This is a genomic window from Enterobacter sp. AN-K1, from assembly GCF_020971765.1.
GTDB lineage: Bacteria > Pseudomonadota > Gammaproteobacteria > Enterobacterales > Enterobacteriaceae > Enterobacter > Enterobacter hormaechei_C.
Genome location: NZ_CP087390.1, coordinates 373,676 through 388,210 on the forward strand (window position 1 = coordinate 373,676; position 14,535 = coordinate 388,210).

Genomic DNA, 14,535 nt, shown 5'->3' on the forward strand with positions numbered 1-14,535 from the left:
GCGCAGATATGAAAAAGGCCGCCTTTAGGCAGCCTCTGAAATGACAAAACCCCGTCGTAGCGAGGTTTTCGAATCTTTTTAAGTCCGTGACGTAGTAACCACTCTTAACACAGTAAACGATAAAATGCGGACCGCGTTAATGATTTTTGTTTTTTTTCATTGTAAATTGTAGTCATTATTATGCTTTATCCCTATAGGAGGGACGTCCGTGAAAGTGTTCATAAGTTGGTCAGGCCAACGGAGCAAAGTCGTTGCTGAAATATTTAGTGACTGGTTGAAGTGTGTAATCCAAGCATCACAACCATGGATATCAACAAGAGATATTGACCGTGGTGCAATTTGGTTTTCAGAAATTAATGACAAATTGAAGGATGTTTCAGTTGGAGTAGTTTGTCTTACACAAGAAAACAAAAATAAACCTTGGATTCTTTTTGAAACCGGCGCATTAGCGAAAGGTCTTACTACTAATAGAGTTTGTACTTTTTTGATAGACCTTAATCCTGAAGACTTACAAGACCCCCTTGCACAGTTCAATCATACGACACCGAACAATCATAGCGTTTGGGAACTAACAAGAACTATAAATGCCTGCCTTGTGGACAAGGCTTTAGATGAAAGGATATTACGACAAGTATTTGATACATACTGGCCTCAGTTCGAGGAAAGTTTCAATGTGGCCTTGAAGGATAACCCACCACAAGAAGTTGTTCCTCCGCGTACAGAGCAGGATATTCTGACCGAAATACTGAATAACACTCGCACTTTAAATCAGCGAGTTAGAGCACTCGAAGCCAACTCCAACGAATTTAACAATAACAAAATCAATAAAGCAAACATTACTAAGAAAGAGGTTTGGAGATTACAAAATCAATTAGAAAGTATAATTCAATCTGGTCCTTACAATGAAGATGAAATCATGGCTTCTTTAGACAATTACAATCTCCCAGAAGATTACATTAGAGACCAGATTAAATATAACATTAGTAAATTTCGTAACAAAACTCTCAAAGTAAGCATTGAATAAAATACAATTACCCCCATAAATTAATATAATAATTATGGGGGCTGTTTATCAATCCATATCTAATTTAATATCAAGCATGGAAAGGCAACCATCAATAAACCCTTCTGCCATCTGGATCTCTATGCGTATTAGCTTCTCATCCTTCTTTCTCGCTTTCGCGATTTTCCGTTTTGAGATGCCATATAGATAATGAGCAACCAAGAGCGAATGCTCATATGGTTTTCGTTTTTGAAGCCGAGCCAAACACCCTTCTATAATCAGGGCGTCGTCGTCAGTGCAAGAAAGGCGGGATTTACTTGTTTGAGGAAGAAGCCCTTTGAAACCAGCTGCGATTGGTGAGTAATCCACACCAGAACTATCGCTCGCGGCCCAACCTCCCCAACGCTCTAATACCTTCTGAATGTCACGCATGTTTTCTCCACTTTTCATGCTAATACGCCGATTGCCAGCGCACGATCTAAAAACCGAAACAGCAGCGTTAACTGGTCGCCGTATTTCGCTTCAAATGCCACGGGATCAGCGTGTAACTCGTCGTGATGCGCTCTGCACAGCGGTATCACAAACAGGTCATGCGCCTTAGTACCCACTCCACCCTGCCCGTGGCCTATCAGGTGGTGGGGGTCGTCTGCCGGGTTATTACAGCAACAGCACTGCTGCGACTTCACCCAGCGGGTGTATTTCTCGTTTTCCCAGCGTCGGCGCTTTGGCCTCAGCATGAAAGATTCCGGAGTTTCAGGATCAACCTTCACCACCACTATCTTTTTTGCCTTCTCCTGAAAGATTTGCGTAGCCGGTAATGACGGGACAATGTCGCTTTCCCTCATCACCGAACTGTGTTGTTCTGGCTTGATTCTGAGTGCTTTACTCGCCACCGATTCAGGAACAAGGTCAGCCAGATCATTACGTACCATCCACCAGCAGAACTCAGGAAGCGAAAGAGTGTGGTCAGTGCTGAAACCTAAATCAATATTTACCCTTTCCAGCAGCCATTTTACCAAGTTCTGCATGGCAATTCCTGCCAGTCTTTCAGTGGTTTGCTCACGTAAATGGTTATCACATGACCAGCAAAGACGAATGCTCCCTGGAGCGTGGCGCATTACCGTAAAGTCACTGGCATGCCAGTCAGTGTGAGGCCACTGACATTCAAATTTTCTCTCCAGCCAGGCATCAAGGCTACTCAATCCACCAGCTCGCTGAATGACCCTTTCGTTAACGAAAATAGCCTGCATGTTGGCATCGTCAGTCAGGGGCTGGTGGGCTTCAGGGATTAATCCCGATGGCAGATGCTGTATGGCTTCGGATGGTGGCTCAATAACTACCCTTCCCTGACGGAATAGCCAGAGCAGTTCTGTACCAGGGCGGAACAGAACCACCCCGGACATTGGCGCAATTTCAGGCGTCAGTATGGCTCTCACCCAATTCCCCCCATTGTTGGTTGATGCCTGGTTATCGATATTTCTACCCTTCCGCCATGCACTTTAGGTCCCCACTCCACCAGCATTCTCTGCACCTGGCTGTCATCCTCCCAAATGCCTGCGTGCGTGAGCGCGTCAAACAACGCCTTGTTGTAGTTGTCGATGTCGCGGCGGCGGGCATCTGGCGGAAAGAGAAGGATCTCCACCGCAGCTGGTGATGATGATGGTTTTGGAAGGCAACGCAGTTGCTCAATGATCGCTGCACATGCCGCGCTCTGGTATGCCCTGCCCTTCTCGCTGATAAGATGGCGGCCTTTTAACGGCCCCTTGTTCGGGGCTCGCCAGTATGTGTTTACGCTCGGTGGGAACGGGAGCACCAGTTTCATAACGTCACTCCCTGTTTTTTCAGCCAATCCACAGCGTTATCTCTGGCCTTTTCTCCACCGGATAGCAGGTCTTTGATGATCGTCACTGGATCTGCATCCCATTCCGTTTTGACGACGGTAATGCCCCTGGCTGCGCCAGGAGCAACAGTGATGTAACCCTTTTTCTTAAGTGACTTCACGTGCGCTACAGCAGCGTTCGGTGATGCGCAGCCAATTAATCCGGCAAGATCCAGCATCGTAGGTGGGAAGCCAGCCTTTTCGATATGAACCTTGATAGCTTCGAACACTTCATTCTGACGCGGCGTTAATTCGATCATGACTCGACTCCATAACGCCCGTTCAGGCGTCCGATTACGCTGTTGAACATCACCAAGCTTACGCCCATCGGTTTAACCTTCTCGTGGTACTCCTTCAGGATCGGAGGCACTACGACATTCCAGCTTGGCTTTGGCTTCTGCTTTAGGGCTTTTTTGATGGCATCGTTGCATTGACGGGCTACATCACGCACAGCGTTCTCATGCTCGGTAGATAGCTTTTTCATGCGGCGCGCTCCTGTAGTTTTTTCATGGAAACGGCAACTGCCGGTATAAGCTCAACAGCTGGTGATTCAGATTGATTTCCCCAGTGGTCCCATCCAGGCGCACCGCAACGGCTGAATAGTTCGATGCGCGGAACGTCACCATAAAGTTTTTCCAGACGGAAATGCGCCTCTGCTGGCTTCTGGCTGTGCTCACCGAGTGGACTGTAGATAACCTGCTTGATGCTGGCGCACTTGCGTTCCAGTCCATTTCCCCTGGTGGCGATCAACAGGTCTTCGGTATTGGCTCGGGTGTAGTTCCCGCCGTTCATGCGTGTCTGTGCGTTCAGCAGGTCAAGGAAGTCGTAAAAATCCTCCACACGGCCTGCCTGAAGTGCTTTGTTGATATGCTGCTCTGCCAGTGGGTTGAACTTCACCCAGGTAAAGCCCTTCATCGTGCGAACTTTAAAGCCCCACGCTTCAGCCAACTCGATAGCTTCTCGGGTGTGCGTACCGGTGAACCACATAGCCAGAACTGCATCATCGGCAGCCAAGTCCCAAACCGGCAAGCGCTTCATGTCGATAAGCTTCATCGTGCCGTAATGGTTGGTTGCAGCGCCGTTGCTGATGGTGTTCCCGTATTCCCAGGCTGGGTCGGCATAAATGAGTGAGTATTTCCCGGTCATCGCGTTACACCTCAAAAGCAAGTTGTGGCGTGAACCGATCGCGTTCTGCGTCGTAATTCAGCGAACTTGCAGAGTTAAAGGCTTCAATTCGCTCTACTAACACTGCTGCGCGTGTTTCTTTGCTGGCCGGCGCGTAAGCTGATTTATCCCACGCTTTGTCGATTCCGATGTTGCGCGCAACGTTGGTGCTGTCAGCTGACGACAGCGGGATGTAAGTGAAAATATCTTTGTTCAGCATGCGAAGGCCATGAAGCTTTGTTATCGGGTAACCGTTCTTATCGACAACGTGCTGAATCAGGTCACGAAGCTTTGCACGGCAGGCGCGTGGGCGTTTAGCGTCGTACTCTCCCATTGAACCGATACACACCCGGGGGAATTCATGACACAGGCGGATGAAGCGCTCATCAGGCTCGTTGAAGTGGTAGACCGGCGCGCCGACTACTTTGCCGTGTGGCCATTCAGAAATCAGAGCGTCATTCTCTTCGCTGGTACCGCCGATAACATCTGGAATAACAGCGAACGCGAAACGAGGATGATTCATCCACTCCTTAACGAATTCGTAATAGTCGAACCAGTTAACTGGCTGGCCCTTATCGCAGAAGCTAAATGCACCGTTATCCAGCGCGAAAGACTGGGTGACTTCGCTGGCCAGGGCTATTTGGCCGGGGTTAGCGAAGGAGATGAAAGCGTGCCTGCCTTTCCATGCTTTCAGCGCGCATGTGTCCGGTGTGATTGGTCCTCCGTGGTAGTGGATCATCAGACATTCCTCGCTCGGCCAGCAAGACACCATGCATCAGAGGGTGCTTTCACTTTCGGCGCCATGCTCAGGCAACGCTGACGCTCAATCAGTATCTTCATCCGCTGCTCTTCGTTCTTAGAGCGATTGAAGGCATCCATCAGAACTGTGGCCGCACGCTGGTAGAGCCCCTTTTCAAACAGGCCTTGAGCCTTATTCATCATCGTGGTTACAGCTGGATTCGGAGCTTCTTCCTGTTCTGATACAGCTGGTTTATCAGCCCGGTTAATTTTCAGTGCAGAACGCCCCTCGCTAACGTCACCACCCGGCGCTTCGGAAAAATACTGGTAGCACTTGCCGTTATGCTGGCGGGTTGCGCGATTCAGTTTGACCAGATGACATACACCGCGCTGAACAGCGTGAACGTTGTATTGAGGCATTGAAGCTGCGATCTGTTTGTTAGTTAACCCAGGGTTTTCAGCGATGAAAATTTGAATATCTTTCAGAAGACTCATGAGTTCGCTCCTCTGAAGCCCGCCGGGACTTTGCTGTAGTCGGTGTTCTTGAAGCTGGATTTGAAGATTCCATCCTCACGCTCCCACTTCCCGTTAACACGCGCTGGCCTGCCGGCATTCGCCCAGTTGGTAGCAGACTTCAGGTACGCTGGAAACTTTGTTGGCTGGAAAAGCGTTTGTGGGCGCAGGTAGGCCGCCATAGTTAAATCGTCGCTCCACTTGGCGTTGCAGTAGTCCACCACCAGCGACAGCTCTTCAACGGTGAAGCCCTCCCCGATTCGGGCGCGAATGTTTTGCAGCGAGGTTGTAGAAACCTGATAACGCGAACTGGTCACCTGGTTCAGATGGGTTAAAACCTGTTTAGCCTGATCGGTGATCAACACATCACCGTCTGGTTGCGGCGCAACCGGACAAATAGGGTTTTTAATATCTGTAGTATTCTCTGTTGTATTCTCTGTAAGAACATCAGTGCAATTTGACCTGATGAGAGCGGTTCGTTTTGACCCGATGGAACGTTCCACTTTGACCTCTTCCATCGGTTCATTTTGACCTGATGGAAGAGTGCATTTTGAACTCTTCGATTTGGTCACTTTGACCTCATCTAAAAGCTCACTTTCGTAGTTGATCGTGTAATAGTTCGTCATGTCGCGCTGAGACTTGTTTAACTGCTCAACTTTGAGTACGCCAAGGTTTTTCAGGCGGGTGAATGTGCGCTTCAGGGTGGATTCAGACCAGAACGGGAACTGCTCCAGCCACTGCTCATTGGTGTTGTAAATCCAGCGCACGCCGTCACGCTCCAGTCCGGAGGTGGTTTCTTTCAGCCAGTAATTAACCTGCTGCAAAGCAATGGCCTCGTTCAGCCCAATGCTGTACGCAAGGTCAGGGTTAATCACTATCGGGCGGGATGGCATTAACAGGCTCATGGTCGTCCTTTAACTCTGTAAATTTACGCTGGAATTGCTCAAGAGGGCTGAAGCACTCATGATCGTACCCTTCGCGAAGGTATATAACGCGTCGGGTCTCAGGCTCCCATCTGATGACGTGGACGGTGATGCCTCTTTGGTCTCTGAATCGCCGGTCAACTTCAGCCATTCCTCACGCCCCTTCTCGTTCATCAGTGCAAATGCCTCTACCATCGCGTTCTCAGACTGGTAGTTGTTCTGATCCGCCTGGTTGTTTAATCTCTCCACATAGCCGAACGGGGAATCTTTTCCCACCAGAGGAAGGCATCTGAATTGCTTCGCTGGTCTCAATCGGTTTAAACTGTTCATGCGTTAGTTTCTCCACTGAATACGACACGCCACGACGCCCGGAGCTGCACACTCGCGGGCGTCACTTCTTTTGGCTTTTCTTACGGCTAAATAGCGCGACAATCGCGCGGATCTCTTCTTCACGCGCTGCCAAATGACGGCGGTGATATTCGTTGATTTCTTCAGCTTCATGACGTTCGATTACTCCATCTTCGAGAGCTCTCTGGATCACGGTATCAACACGTCCACGCGCTGCTGACGTTCTCATGGCACGATCAAAAAGGTCGACACGATCAAGGTCTTCAAGTTGAGGAACGTCCACCAGCAGCGCGCCACGGCGACGGGCAAAGTAATCTGCCAGGAGGGACGTATTCGAGATGTCTTCCATGGCCTCCAGCTCGTTCACTTCAAAGAAGCGGCAGCCGTTCTTCTCGTACAGGTTGTTGTTGAACTGCGTTACTGACATGCCAAGAGCACCGGCCATAGCCTCGCGGCCTCCTGGGTACGTTTTGCACATCGCTTTAACTACTTCTTTCAGGCTTGGCTCTACCATGTTGTTTTTCCTTTGGTAGTTATGTTTACACCGCAGTTTCACTAGACTTCAGCGGTGGGAAAACATCATCGATACTCACTTCCGCGCCGAAATCATTAAGGGCAGAAACGATTGCACGGCACTGATCGATGTTCATTTTCCTTTTGCTGTTTTCGTAATGACAAACAGCCCCTTTTGTTACACCAAGTGCGCTTGCTAGGTGCCCTTGTGTAATGCCCAGATTTGTTCTGATAGCTCTAAGATTATTCATTTGACTCTCCCTTTAACAAGATAAATATACATTTTGTATCTAAAATCCACAAGCTGCATATACATTTTGTGACTCGATTTAAGGTATACAAGTTGTATTATTTTGGTATGACTATGAAATGGTACGACCTCGCTAAATCCCTGATGAAATCTCAGGGAATTACTCAAGAGCAGCTGGCAGAACATCTTGGTATAACTAAAGGTGCAGTAAGCCATTGGCTGAATGCACGCCGTGAACCTAGCCTGGGGGAGATCGCACGAATCCTAGAGTTTTTAGGAAAAAAACATTTTTCCGTTGGCGCGGGTGGTCTAATAGTTGATGAGACCCTCAAAGGGGATGTTGAGTACGTTGGGCCATATAAGGCTGGTAAAAAGTATCCGGTTTTGAGTAGCGTTAAAGCTGGGGCGTGGGGAGAAGCTGTTGAAGCTTATACCTTGAAAGATATCGATCTATGGCTTGAGTCCGATGCACATATACAGGGAGAGGCATTCTGGCTAGAAGTTGAAGGAGATTCTATGACAGCGCCAGTTGGACTGAGTATACCTGAGGGCACTTTTGTCTTATTTGACACAGGAAGAGACCCTATAAACGGCAGCTTGGTGATTGCAAAACTATCAGATACAAATGAAGCTACATTCAAAAAGTTAATCATTGATGGTGGTCAAAAATATTTAAAAGGGCTTAATCCACAATGGCCACTTATGCCAATCAACGGCAACTGTCGAATCATCGGCGTAGCAGTTGAAACCAAGTTACGGCTTCTCTAAAAATTTTTTTGATACCCAGCTTCCAAGCTGGGCTCTAAAATCTTACTGCACTACATATCTTAAGCCTTAAGCGCAATTCTTTTCATCAATTCTTCCGTTAAGAAACAAATACATAATGTTAACGCAGATTTTTTGTATACAAATCGTATTGACCGCAATGAATACGTTTTGTATATTTCAATCATCAGCAGCGAACATCGTGGTGGCAGGCATGAAGATAGAGTTGAAAGTTGACGGAAAAACTACTGCCGAGTGCAGTGATGAATCACAGTTCCTTGCATTTAATGCTGCCGTTTTTAGTGCCCTGTCAGACATGCAGCTTGCCCTTGAAGTCGAGCGAAGGGCGCGAGCAAAATCAAAAATGGCTTCCTTCAACGAGAAGTTCTTTAAAAAGGTTCCCACGGGTCACAATTAAGTGAATCCAAAAGTTTGATGGTTTGATAGGTAATAGCTTCTTCTTTAACAGTGCTTCCAGGATTTGAAAGTTGCTCGCGTAGTAAACGTATTTGGTTGTGCAAATCATCTGAGAGTGGACCCTCGTTAGCGCATATTGCAGCTGAAATGGTCTTAACCGCAGATTCAATAGCGGAGAGTCTTAACTCAATAAGATCGTTATTCATAGATTTATCTTCTTGGCTGTGTGAGAGCTCCAAGAATACCACCGAGCCTGATGTGGTGAAAAGACAGGCATCAGTTGAAGTACGGTATATGGCACATGTACCGCAGCGGTCCGGGGATTCCTTCAAGTATCCAGATCCAGCGGGTAGCCGGAATGTGCAAGCCAGGCAAATACGACAGCCAGAGACGTTTCACCAGCGTGGCGATCAGGTGTGACACCTCGGAAGAGACGAGGAGAGTGCCGATAAAATAAAAGCGCCCCAAAGGACGCTTAGCTCTTTAACAAAAATCATTCAGATGCTTTTAAAGGGGCAACCTTATTTACTGCGTAATTACTGAAAGCAAATAGGAACACGAACATACTTCCTGCGGTGATCAGGAATGCTTTGAATGTTTTCCAAAAATCATCAACTGTGGTTGATGGATTATCTAACATAGTCAAAGCGTCGAAGAAAAGAGCGCAAAAAGTGCCAATAACGATGTAAAGAAGGATCAAGAAAAAACCAGCCACTCTTGGTCGAGGTGTAGGATCTGTAAAAGAAATCAGTACTCGATTAGTTCTTTTGAAAGAAACTATCCAGATTACGAAACATACAAATGCCCAACCAAGCAAAGCGACCATTGTGTCGAGGCTAAAACTGCTCAATGTTAATTTACCCAATAAGGCAGCATATAGGATAACGCCAAACACTGAACAAATAGAACTGATCATAAGGCCGCGAATGCCTTCATAGTATTGATCATTTCCTTCAAAAGGAACTTCTAGTTTTTTCTTAGACATTACATTGACCATTAATTGTTAAATTAAATGAATGAGAGAGAACAAAAATATAATCGGTAATAAAGACAAAATCTTTAATTATATTTTTGATTTTTCGCGCTGTGCAGAGCGCATGTATAACGGAGAAACTAACCATGAAAAAAACTGAAAACGTATCTGAGTTACCACCACGTATGACCATGGAGCAGCTGATCGACGCAGCGCGTAAGGCCTCCCCTCTTCTTCCGCCAGCTTATCGCGGAATTATGTCCGAACTGGCTAACCGCCTGGACTATACCAGCGTCGCGCTTTGTGAAGCGATGGCTCAGCGTAAGGAACTGGCTGTTCAGAACGTCACCTTGCGTGAAGATGTCGCAAGCTGGGCCAAAGAGTGTGACCGCATTGTTGAACGTCTCACGAAGACCAGAACCAATATGCATTTACTGGAAGCCCAGCGAGAATTGCGTGAGCTGTCACCCATCGTCATTTCCCAAAATAACGAGGTGGCTCTCTGATGGCTAACTCATTCAAGCAAATGACCCGTGACGGGACCATCAAGCGCACAGATACCGGGATGTTCATCAGCCTTGACCAAATCCATGTGCGGGAAGGTTTCAACAAACGCGAAGATGATGAACGAACCCGCCATGCAGATGATAACCTCTTCAACTACCTGATGAACGGTGGCTCCGTTCCCCCGCTGGAGGTTATCGCCCGTGATGAAGGTGGAGTGTGGGTTGTTGAAGGCCACCGTCGGCGTCGCTGCTATGCGCGCTGTGCAGAAGCTGGTAAGCCAGTAGACCGCATCCATATCATGCCGTTCAACGGTAACGATGTTCAGCGCCTGGCGCGCATCATGACCAGTAACAACCAGCTCCCGCTATCCGATATGGAACAGGCAGCTGTTATTCAGGAGCTACATAACGCCTTTAACCAGACCACCAGCGAGATAGCAAAACTGGTGAATAAGTCTGTGGCCACCGTCGAGAAGCTGCTGCTCCTCAGCACGGCGAACCATGACGTTCAGCAGGAAGTTAAATCCGGTGCGGTGTCAGTCGATGTCGCGGTTGATCGCGTTATGGAGTATGGCGAACAGGCCGGGAAAGTTCTCCAACATGATAAAGCTGTAGCTGCTGCCCAGGGTAAATCGAAAGTCACCCGTAGCTCTATCGCGCCGGAGCTGAGCGTAAAGAACGCACGCCGTTTCGTTGAGCTGATGGCTCAGGCCACGATCAGTGATGAAGGTGTCTTCACTCTTGAAGGGGCTGCCCTGGCCGAGGCGCTGTCGATTATGGACGAACATAAAGCGATTGCCGAAGCGCGTGAAACTTACCGCCTGTCACAACCAGTCCCTGAAACTGAGATCAAAGGTAAAACTCTTTACGTCAGACTTGAAGGTACAGAGATCGGGACAGCGCAAATCTATCGCGGTAAGAACGTCATCCTTAATGGGATTGTCACCAGCCAGTCGAAGGCAGTGGCCCACTTCGTTAAGCAACACAAATTGCAGCAGGAGCAAAATCATGACAGCCAATAAACCAATGACCGGCGAACAGCTGGAAGAACTGATGACTATTGCTGTCAACATGCAACGAGACAGTGAAAAGGTGAGTGACCGCCCTGCTGCTATGTTCGCTTATGCAGTGCAGGTAGCTGTTCTGGAACTGCGTAAGGTTCGTAATGAAGCTGCTGCGCTGGCTGCGGAGAATGCGGGGCTGAAAAATGCAATCATCGCAATAAGCAAAACATCAGAAGAGTGTGAGATTAACGGTGACGAATTGAAATATGTCGTCGAGCCTTCCGAATTTGATGCGTTGACTGATTTGCTGGACGAAACACCAGCGACCGACGCTTTGCTGGCTGAAATGCGGGCGCAAGCCCACAAGGAAGGCGCTCACTTTGTTGCCAACCGAATGTTGGCTGCATGGGAGGCTGGGTTTATTGATGACACGGCGAAGAACGCAGCTGACATTGCGAGGATGATCCTTACCTCCACAGAGTTTATGGCTGATGCTCCCGAAGGCGATTTCGATCGCTCGTTCGCTGATGGCGTACTCGAAGACATCGCCGCCCAGCTTCGCAAAGGAGTGCAGTCATGAGCGTAAGTATCAAACATCCAGCAATTCGTTATCATGGCGGTAAATTCCGCTTGGCAAGCTGGATCATCAGCCATTTCCCTGAACACCGATGCTACGTTGAGCCATTTGGTGGCGGAGCGTCAGTGCTATTGAAAAAGCAGGCATCAGAAGCAGAGGTTTACAATGACCTCGACGGAGATGTAGTTAACCTTTTCCGTGTACTCAGAAATCCGGAAACGGCAAAGCAACTTATTGAGGCCTGCGCTCTTACCCCATACTCACGCGACGAGTTTAATTGCGCGTATGAAGACAGTGATAACCGGGTGGAGCAGGCCCGCCGCCTGATTGTTCGTGCAACCATGGGATTCGGCAGCGCAGGTGCAACAAAGGGTAAGACGGGGTTTCGTCTGGATACCAAGCGTAATAGTGCTACCGCACAACGCATTTGGGCGCGACAGCCTGATAACCTCGCCGCAGTGGCCAGTCGTTTTGCTGGGGTACTGATTGAGAATCGCAGTGCCATTCAATGTATGCGTGACCATGATACAGCATCTACCCTGCATTTTGTTGACCCACCTTACGTGCATGAAACCAGAGTAGAGACTGCAAAAAACAGCGCTTACCGGTTCGAAATGACCAATGAAGAACACACGGAACTTCTCAACGCGCTGAAAGAGTTACGCGGTGCGGTAATTGTTTGCGGATATAACAGCGACCTCTATAACAACGCACTTGATGGATGGAAGCGTGTATCGCGAACTACGGCAGCCAACGGCTTCGCTGGTTCAGTTCAGCGCACAGAATGCCTCTGGCTTAACCAGGCAGCACAGCAGAAGCGGGAGGCCGCCCAATGAGCACTACTCTAAAAGAATGGCTCCTGAAGACTATCGCGGAGCTTGAAGAAGAGCGCGATTCTATGCCCGGCGCAGTAAACGAAGATGCGGCCAATGCGCTTGTGGCGATGAAGATTGCTCTTGCATCGCTGATCCATGGTAAAGCCGAACAAACAAACTACCGCGCTATCGTTGAGCGGATAGCTGAAATCATTCACGGAAAGGTTACTGATATCGATCTGCTTACGGTAACAATTAAGAGCATGAAAGATAATTTGCAGAAATAAGCACCGGGTGCAGCCGGTTAAGTGGAGAGCTATACGATGAGCGGACAAAGCCAACGTTTTCTTACCCCTGATGACCTCTATCAGCTTACTGGTTATCGCCGCCCCTCCCTTCAGTGCAGAGCGCTGAAAGAAAGCGGTGTATTTTTTGTACCACGAAAAGACGGCAGGCCGGGAACTACATGGGATCATGTAACTAATCCGGCTTGCCTGAAGCTGGTAGTGAACAATCCAGAGGAAGAAGAACCAAACTTTAAGGACATGTAATGCCTAGAATCCGCAAAAACCCGGAAGATAACTGGATGCCGCCCCGCGTTCGCCGGGGCAAATCAGCCTATGAGTTCAGAACGCCAGACGGCAGAACTGTGAGATTGTGCAATCGCGATCTTACTAAGTCTCAGGTCTGGGCTGCCTATGAAAACTTCATCAACGATATCAGGGCAGGTTCCAACTTCCACGCACTTTGTGAAGAGTTCTTTAACTCGGGCGACTTTCATGAACTGGCCACCGAAACCAGAAAGGACTACAGAAAATATGGTTCAAAAGTAAATGTTGTTTTCGGGAAGATGAAGCCAGACAACATTAAGCCTGAGCATATCAGGAAGTATATGGATAAGAGAGGTGTTAAAAGCAGGGTTCAGGCGAACCGAGAGAAAGCTTTTATATCGAGGGTGTTCAGGTGGGCATATGAGCGTGGAAAAGTGAAGATGAATCCATGTCAGGGTGTGAAGCAATTTAAGGAAAAAGCCAGAACTCGCTATGTCACCGATAAGGAATACGAGGCTTTATTAAGTGTTGCTGGCACACCCGTGAAGGTAGCTATGGAGCTTGCTTATTTATGTTGTGCCAGACAAGGGGATATATTGGACCTGAAGAAAAGCCAGATTCTCAATGAAGGCATCATGATTCAGCAGAGCAAGACAGCCGTTCCTCAAATTAAGGCATGGACGGAGCGGCTTGATAAAGCAGTCAGACTTGCTGAATCTCTCCCGCTAAATACAGGAATGGTTAGTATATACCTGATCCACCAGCCCTCAGGTTTAAGATACACAAGAGATGCCTTTAATGCACAGTGGGGAAAAGCGAAAGCCATTGCCTCAGAAAAATTTCCTGAGCTTGACTTCAAATTCACTTTCCACGATTTAAAAGCAAAAGGGATATCGGATCTGGAAGGCACGCTTAACGAAAAACAGGGAATCGCTGGTCATAAAAACGCGTCACAGACAGCACGTTATGATAGAAAAATTCCTATAGTTCCGGTAGTCGGGGGGCAGTAATGCCCTCTTTTTGTGGTGAAGCCGAATGGCGAAAGAATGGCGAATGGCGAAAATTAGGCAATAAAAAACCACCTTTCGGTGGTTTACACGACACTGCTTATCATTGATTTTATTCTAGTTTTCCCATGGTAGCCGGAGTGGGACTTGAACCCACACAGCGCGAACGCCGAGGGATTTTAAATCCCTTGTGTCTACCGATTCCACCATCCGGCCAGGGAAGAAAGTGGAGGCGCGTTCCGGAGTCGAACCGGACTAGACGGATTTGCAATCCGCTACATAACCGCTTTGCTAACGCGCCTTAAATCTGTTGTCTTTCGACCTGCACCCGCAAACTGCCGATGCACTAATCTGGAGCGGGAAACGAGACTCGAACTCGCGACCCCGACCTTGGCAAGGTCGTGCTCTACCAACTGAGCTATTCCCGCATGTCATCAAGTAACTATTTAACTACTTCCTAACCACTTGATTTCATTGTCGTCCGGCTAACTGTGCCGCCGTTCGATGCGTTGCATTCTACTGATATGACGTTATGAGTCAACGTTATTTTTTGCATCTCAGGATCGTTTGCTGAAAATTAAGCCGAAAC

24 protein-coding genes and 3 tRNA genes are annotated in these 14,535 nt (G+C 48.2%); 10 read left to right on the top strand and 17 right to left on the bottom strand.

Annotated features, from left to right (window positions below; all coding sequences use genetic code 11):
- Positions 1-208: 208 nt before the first annotated feature.
- On the top strand, positions 209-1,024 hold the full coding sequence (locus tag LOC22_RS01830) for a TIR domain-containing protein (RefSeq protein WP_045617010.1): 816 nt from the start codon (positions 209-211) through the stop codon (positions 1,022-1,024).
- A 48-nt stretch (positions 1,025-1,072) separates the two neighbouring features.
- Here LOC22_RS01830 and LOC22_RS01835 read toward each other — a convergent pair whose 3' ends face one another.
- From LOC22_RS01835 to LOC22_RS01890, 12 genes are all read right to left on the bottom strand, one after another.
- Complete coding sequence (locus LOC22_RS01835; protein ID WP_045617012.1) at positions 1,073-1,435, bottom strand: antiterminator Q family protein; 363 nt, start codon at positions 1,433-1,435, stop codon at positions 1,073-1,075.
- A gap of 14 nt (positions 1,436-1,449) precedes the next feature.
- Positions 1,450-2,439 carry a DUF968 domain-containing protein gene (locus LOC22_RS01840; RefSeq protein ID WP_230239303.1) on the bottom strand — a complete coding sequence of 330 codons (990 nt, stop codon included), beginning with the start codon at positions 2,437-2,439 and terminating at the stop codon, positions 1,450-1,452.
- Positions 2,436-2,825, bottom strand: a complete 390-nt coding sequence (locus tag LOC22_RS01845) for a RusA family crossover junction endodeoxyribonuclease (RefSeq protein WP_022650833.1) — start codon at positions 2,823-2,825, stop codon at positions 2,436-2,438. The genes LOC22_RS01840 and LOC22_RS01845 overlap by 4 nt, the downstream gene beginning before the upstream one ends.
- Positions 2,822-3,142 (bottom strand): LexA family transcriptional regulator, encoded by a 321-nt coding sequence (locus tag LOC22_RS01850; RefSeq protein WP_230239304.1) that lies wholly within the window; start codon positions 3,140-3,142, stop codon positions 2,822-2,824. The genes LOC22_RS01845 and LOC22_RS01850 overlap by 4 nt, the downstream gene beginning before the upstream one ends.
- Positions 3,139-3,366, bottom strand: a complete 228-nt coding sequence (locus LOC22_RS01855) for a hypothetical protein (protein WP_022650831.1) — start codon at positions 3,364-3,366, stop codon at positions 3,139-3,141. The genes LOC22_RS01850 and LOC22_RS01855 overlap by 4 nt, the downstream gene beginning before the upstream one ends.
- Positions 3,363-4,028, bottom strand: coding sequence for an MT-A70 family methyltransferase (locus LOC22_RS01860; RefSeq protein ID WP_230239305.1), 666 nt, complete (start codon positions 4,026-4,028; stop codon positions 3,363-3,365). The genes LOC22_RS01855 and LOC22_RS01860 overlap by 4 nt, the downstream gene beginning before the upstream one ends.
- Before the next feature lie 4 nt (positions 4,029-4,032).
- Positions 4,033-4,785, bottom strand: a complete 753-nt coding sequence (locus tag LOC22_RS01865) for a hypothetical protein (protein WP_045349430.1) — start codon at positions 4,783-4,785, stop codon at positions 4,033-4,035.
- Positions 4,785-5,279: a hypothetical protein gene (locus LOC22_RS01870; protein WP_045349431.1), complete on the bottom strand. Its 495-nt coding sequence runs from the start codon at positions 5,277-5,279 to the stop codon at positions 4,785-4,787. The genes LOC22_RS01865 and LOC22_RS01870 overlap by 1 nt, the downstream gene beginning before the upstream one ends.
- Complete coding sequence (locus tag LOC22_RS01875) at positions 5,276-6,202, bottom strand: conserved phage C-terminal domain-containing protein (RefSeq protein WP_023315872.1); 927 nt, start codon at positions 6,200-6,202, stop codon at positions 5,276-5,278. The genes LOC22_RS01870 and LOC22_RS01875 overlap by 4 nt, the downstream gene beginning before the upstream one ends.
- A complete protein-coding gene (locus tag LOC22_RS01880) occupies positions 6,165-6,371 on the bottom strand; it encodes a DUF4222 domain-containing protein (protein WP_072031544.1) in 207 nt (68 codons plus the stop codon). Before LOC22_RS01880 ends, LOC22_RS01875 begins: the two co-directional genes overlap by 38 nt.
- A 240-nt stretch (positions 6,372-6,611) precedes the next feature.
- A complete protein-coding gene (locus tag LOC22_RS01885) occupies positions 6,612-7,082 on the bottom strand; it encodes a YmfL family putative regulatory protein (RefSeq protein WP_230239306.1) in 471 nt (156 codons plus the stop codon).
- Between the two features lie 25 nt (positions 7,083-7,107).
- Positions 7,108-7,332 carry a helix-turn-helix transcriptional regulator gene (locus LOC22_RS01890; protein WP_039268812.1) on the bottom strand — a complete coding sequence of 75 codons (225 nt, stop codon included), beginning with the start codon at positions 7,330-7,332 and terminating at the stop codon, positions 7,108-7,110.
- A gap of 107 nt (positions 7,333-7,439) precedes the next feature.
- On the opposite strand from LOC22_RS01890, the gene LOC22_RS01895 reads away from it, so the two are divergent.
- Both LOC22_RS01895 and LOC22_RS01900 read left to right on the top strand, forming a co-directional pair.
- Positions 7,440-8,099, top strand: coding sequence for a LexA family protein (locus LOC22_RS01895; protein WP_126542869.1), 660 nt, complete (start codon positions 7,440-7,442; stop codon positions 8,097-8,099).
- A 115-nt stretch (positions 8,100-8,214) separates the two neighbouring features.
- Positions 8,215-8,514: a hypothetical protein gene (locus LOC22_RS01900; protein ID WP_230239307.1), complete on the top strand. Its 300-nt coding sequence runs from the start codon at positions 8,215-8,217 to the stop codon at positions 8,512-8,514.
- Here LOC22_RS01900 and LOC22_RS01905 read toward each other — a convergent pair.
- Positions 8,486-8,719 carry a hypothetical protein gene (locus LOC22_RS01905; protein WP_214606512.1) on the bottom strand — a complete coding sequence of 78 codons (234 nt, stop codon included), beginning with the start codon at positions 8,717-8,719 and terminating at the stop codon, positions 8,486-8,488. The genes LOC22_RS01900 and LOC22_RS01905 overlap by 29 nt on opposite strands.
- A gap of 287 nt (positions 8,720-9,006) precedes the next feature.
- On the bottom strand, positions 9,007-9,498 hold the full coding sequence (locus LOC22_RS01910) for a hypothetical protein (RefSeq protein ID WP_230239308.1): 492 nt from the start codon (positions 9,496-9,498) through the stop codon (positions 9,007-9,009).
- Positions 9,499-9,632: 134 nt separating this feature from the next.
- On the opposite strand from LOC22_RS01910, the gene LOC22_RS01915 reads away from it, so the two are divergent.
- From LOC22_RS01915 to LOC22_RS01945, 7 genes are read left to right on the top strand one after another with little or no spacing between them, the layout of a single operon-like run.
- Entirely contained in the window at positions 9,633-9,992 is a 360-nt protein-coding gene (locus tag LOC22_RS01915; RefSeq protein ID WP_230239309.1) for a hypothetical protein, read from the top strand.
- Positions 9,992-11,014: a chromosome partitioning protein ParB gene (locus tag LOC22_RS01920; RefSeq protein ID WP_230239310.1), complete on the top strand. Its 1,023-nt coding sequence runs from the start codon at positions 9,992-9,994 to the stop codon at positions 11,012-11,014. The genes LOC22_RS01915 and LOC22_RS01920 overlap by 1 nt, the downstream gene beginning before the upstream one ends.
- Entirely contained in the window at positions 11,001-11,576 is a 576-nt protein-coding gene (locus LOC22_RS01925) for an ead/Ea22-like family protein (protein WP_413464785.1), read from the top strand. The genes LOC22_RS01920 and LOC22_RS01925 overlap by 14 nt, the downstream gene beginning before the upstream one ends.
- Positions 11,573-12,409 carry a DNA adenine methylase gene (locus LOC22_RS01930; protein ID WP_154051606.1) on the top strand — a complete coding sequence of 279 codons (837 nt, stop codon included), beginning with the start codon at positions 11,573-11,575 and terminating at the stop codon, positions 12,407-12,409. The genes LOC22_RS01925 and LOC22_RS01930 overlap by 4 nt, the downstream gene beginning before the upstream one ends.
- Positions 12,406-12,675 carry a hypothetical protein gene (locus tag LOC22_RS01935; RefSeq protein ID WP_180252143.1) on the top strand — a complete coding sequence of 90 codons (270 nt, stop codon included), beginning with the start codon at positions 12,406-12,408 and terminating at the stop codon, positions 12,673-12,675. Before LOC22_RS01930 ends, LOC22_RS01935 begins: the two co-directional genes overlap by 4 nt.
- Positions 12,676-12,711: 36 nt before the next feature.
- Positions 12,712-12,939, top strand: a complete 228-nt coding sequence (locus LOC22_RS01940) for a DUF4224 domain-containing protein (protein ID WP_230239311.1) — start codon at positions 12,712-12,714, stop codon at positions 12,937-12,939.
- On the top strand, positions 12,939-13,949 hold the full coding sequence (locus LOC22_RS01945; protein ID WP_100397595.1) for a phage integrase central domain-containing protein: 1,011 nt from the start codon (positions 12,939-12,941) through the stop codon (positions 13,947-13,949). Before LOC22_RS01940 ends, LOC22_RS01945 begins: the two co-directional genes overlap by 1 nt.
- A 126-nt stretch (positions 13,950-14,075) precedes the next feature.
- On the opposite strand, the gene LOC22_RS01950 is transcribed toward LOC22_RS01945, so the two are convergent.
- From LOC22_RS01950 to LOC22_RS01960, 3 genes are all read right to left on the bottom strand, one after another.
- A tRNA-Leu gene (locus LOC22_RS01950) sits at positions 14,076-14,162 on the bottom strand.
- Between the two features lie 11 nt (positions 14,163-14,173).
- Positions 14,174-14,247: transfer RNA gene (locus LOC22_RS01955), tRNA-Cys, on the bottom strand.
- 51 nt (positions 14,248-14,298) lie between these two features.
- Positions 14,299-14,374, bottom strand: a tRNA-Gly gene (locus LOC22_RS01960).
- Positions 14,375-14,535 lie beyond the last annotated feature (161 nt).

Excerpts from the sequence above, each read along its gene's own strand:
- LOC22_RS01835 (WP_045617012.1), bottom strand. The coding sequence starts at position 1,435 with ATGCGTGACATTCAGAAGGTATTAGAGCGTTGGGGAGGTTGGGCCGCG.
- LOC22_RS01845 (WP_022650833.1), bottom strand. The coding sequence starts at position 2,825 with ATGAAACTGGTGCTCCCGTTCCCACCGAGCGTAAACACATACTGGCGA.
- LOC22_RS01850 (WP_230239304.1), bottom strand. The coding sequence starts at position 3,142 with ATGATCGAATTAACGCCGCGTCAGAATGAAGTGTTCGAAGCTATCAAG.
- LOC22_RS01855 (WP_022650831.1), bottom strand. The coding sequence starts at position 3,366 with ATGAAAAAGCTATCTACCGAGCATGAGAACGCTGTGCGTGATGTAGCC.
- LOC22_RS01860 (WP_230239305.1), bottom strand. The coding sequence starts at position 4,028 with ATGACCGGGAAATACTCACTCATTTATGCCGACCCAGCCTGGGAATAC.
- LOC22_RS01865 (WP_045349430.1), bottom strand. The coding sequence starts at position 4,785 with ATGATCCACTACCACGGAGGACCAATCACACCGGACACATGCGCGCTG.
- LOC22_RS01870 (WP_045349431.1), bottom strand. The coding sequence starts at position 5,279 with ATGAGTCTTCTGAAAGATATTCAAATTTTCATCGCTGAAAACCCTGGG.
- LOC22_RS01875 (WP_023315872.1), bottom strand. The coding sequence starts at position 6,202 with ATGAGCCTGTTAATGCCATCCCGCCCGATAGTGATTAACCCTGACCTT.
- LOC22_RS01880 (WP_072031544.1), bottom strand. The coding sequence starts at position 6,371 with ATGGCTGAAGTTGACCGGCGATTCAGAGACCAAAGAGGCATCACCGTC.
- LOC22_RS01885 (WP_230239306.1), bottom strand. The coding sequence starts at position 7,082 with ATGGTAGAGCCAAGCCTGAAAGAAGTAGTTAAAGCGATGTGCAAAACG.
- LOC22_RS01890 (WP_039268812.1), bottom strand. The coding sequence starts at position 7,332 with ATGAATAATCTTAGAGCTATCAGAACAAATCTGGGCATTACACAAGGG.
- LOC22_RS01895 (WP_126542869.1), top strand. The coding sequence starts at position 7,440 with ATGACTATGAAATGGTACGACCTCGCTAAATCCCTGATGAAATCTCAG.
- LOC22_RS01900 (WP_230239307.1), top strand. The coding sequence starts at position 8,215 with ATGTTAACGCAGATTTTTTGTATACAAATCGTATTGACCGCAATGAAT.
- LOC22_RS01905 (WP_214606512.1), bottom strand. The coding sequence starts at position 8,719 with ATGAATAACGATCTTATTGAGTTAAGACTCTCCGCTATTGAATCTGCG.
- LOC22_RS01910 (WP_230239308.1), bottom strand. The coding sequence starts at position 9,498 with ATGTCTAAGAAAAAACTAGAAGTTCCTTTTGAAGGAAATGATCAATAC.
- LOC22_RS01915 (WP_230239309.1), top strand. The coding sequence starts at position 9,633 with ATGAAAAAAACTGAAAACGTATCTGAGTTACCACCACGTATGACCATG.
- LOC22_RS01920 (WP_230239310.1), top strand. The coding sequence starts at position 9,992 with ATGGCTAACTCATTCAAGCAAATGACCCGTGACGGGACCATCAAGCGC.
- LOC22_RS01925 (WP_413464785.1), top strand. The coding sequence starts at position 11,001 with ATGACAGCCAATAAACCAATGACCGGCGAACAGCTGGAAGAACTGATG.
- LOC22_RS01930 (WP_154051606.1), top strand. The coding sequence starts at position 11,573 with ATGAGCGTAAGTATCAAACATCCAGCAATTCGTTATCATGGCGGTAAA.
- LOC22_RS01935 (WP_180252143.1), top strand. The coding sequence starts at position 12,406 with ATGAGCACTACTCTAAAAGAATGGCTCCTGAAGACTATCGCGGAGCTT.
- LOC22_RS01940 (WP_230239311.1), top strand. The coding sequence starts at position 12,712 with ATGAGCGGACAAAGCCAACGTTTTCTTACCCCTGATGACCTCTATCAG.
- LOC22_RS01945 (WP_100397595.1), top strand. The coding sequence starts at position 12,939 with ATGCCTAGAATCCGCAAAAACCCGGAAGATAACTGGATGCCGCCCCGC.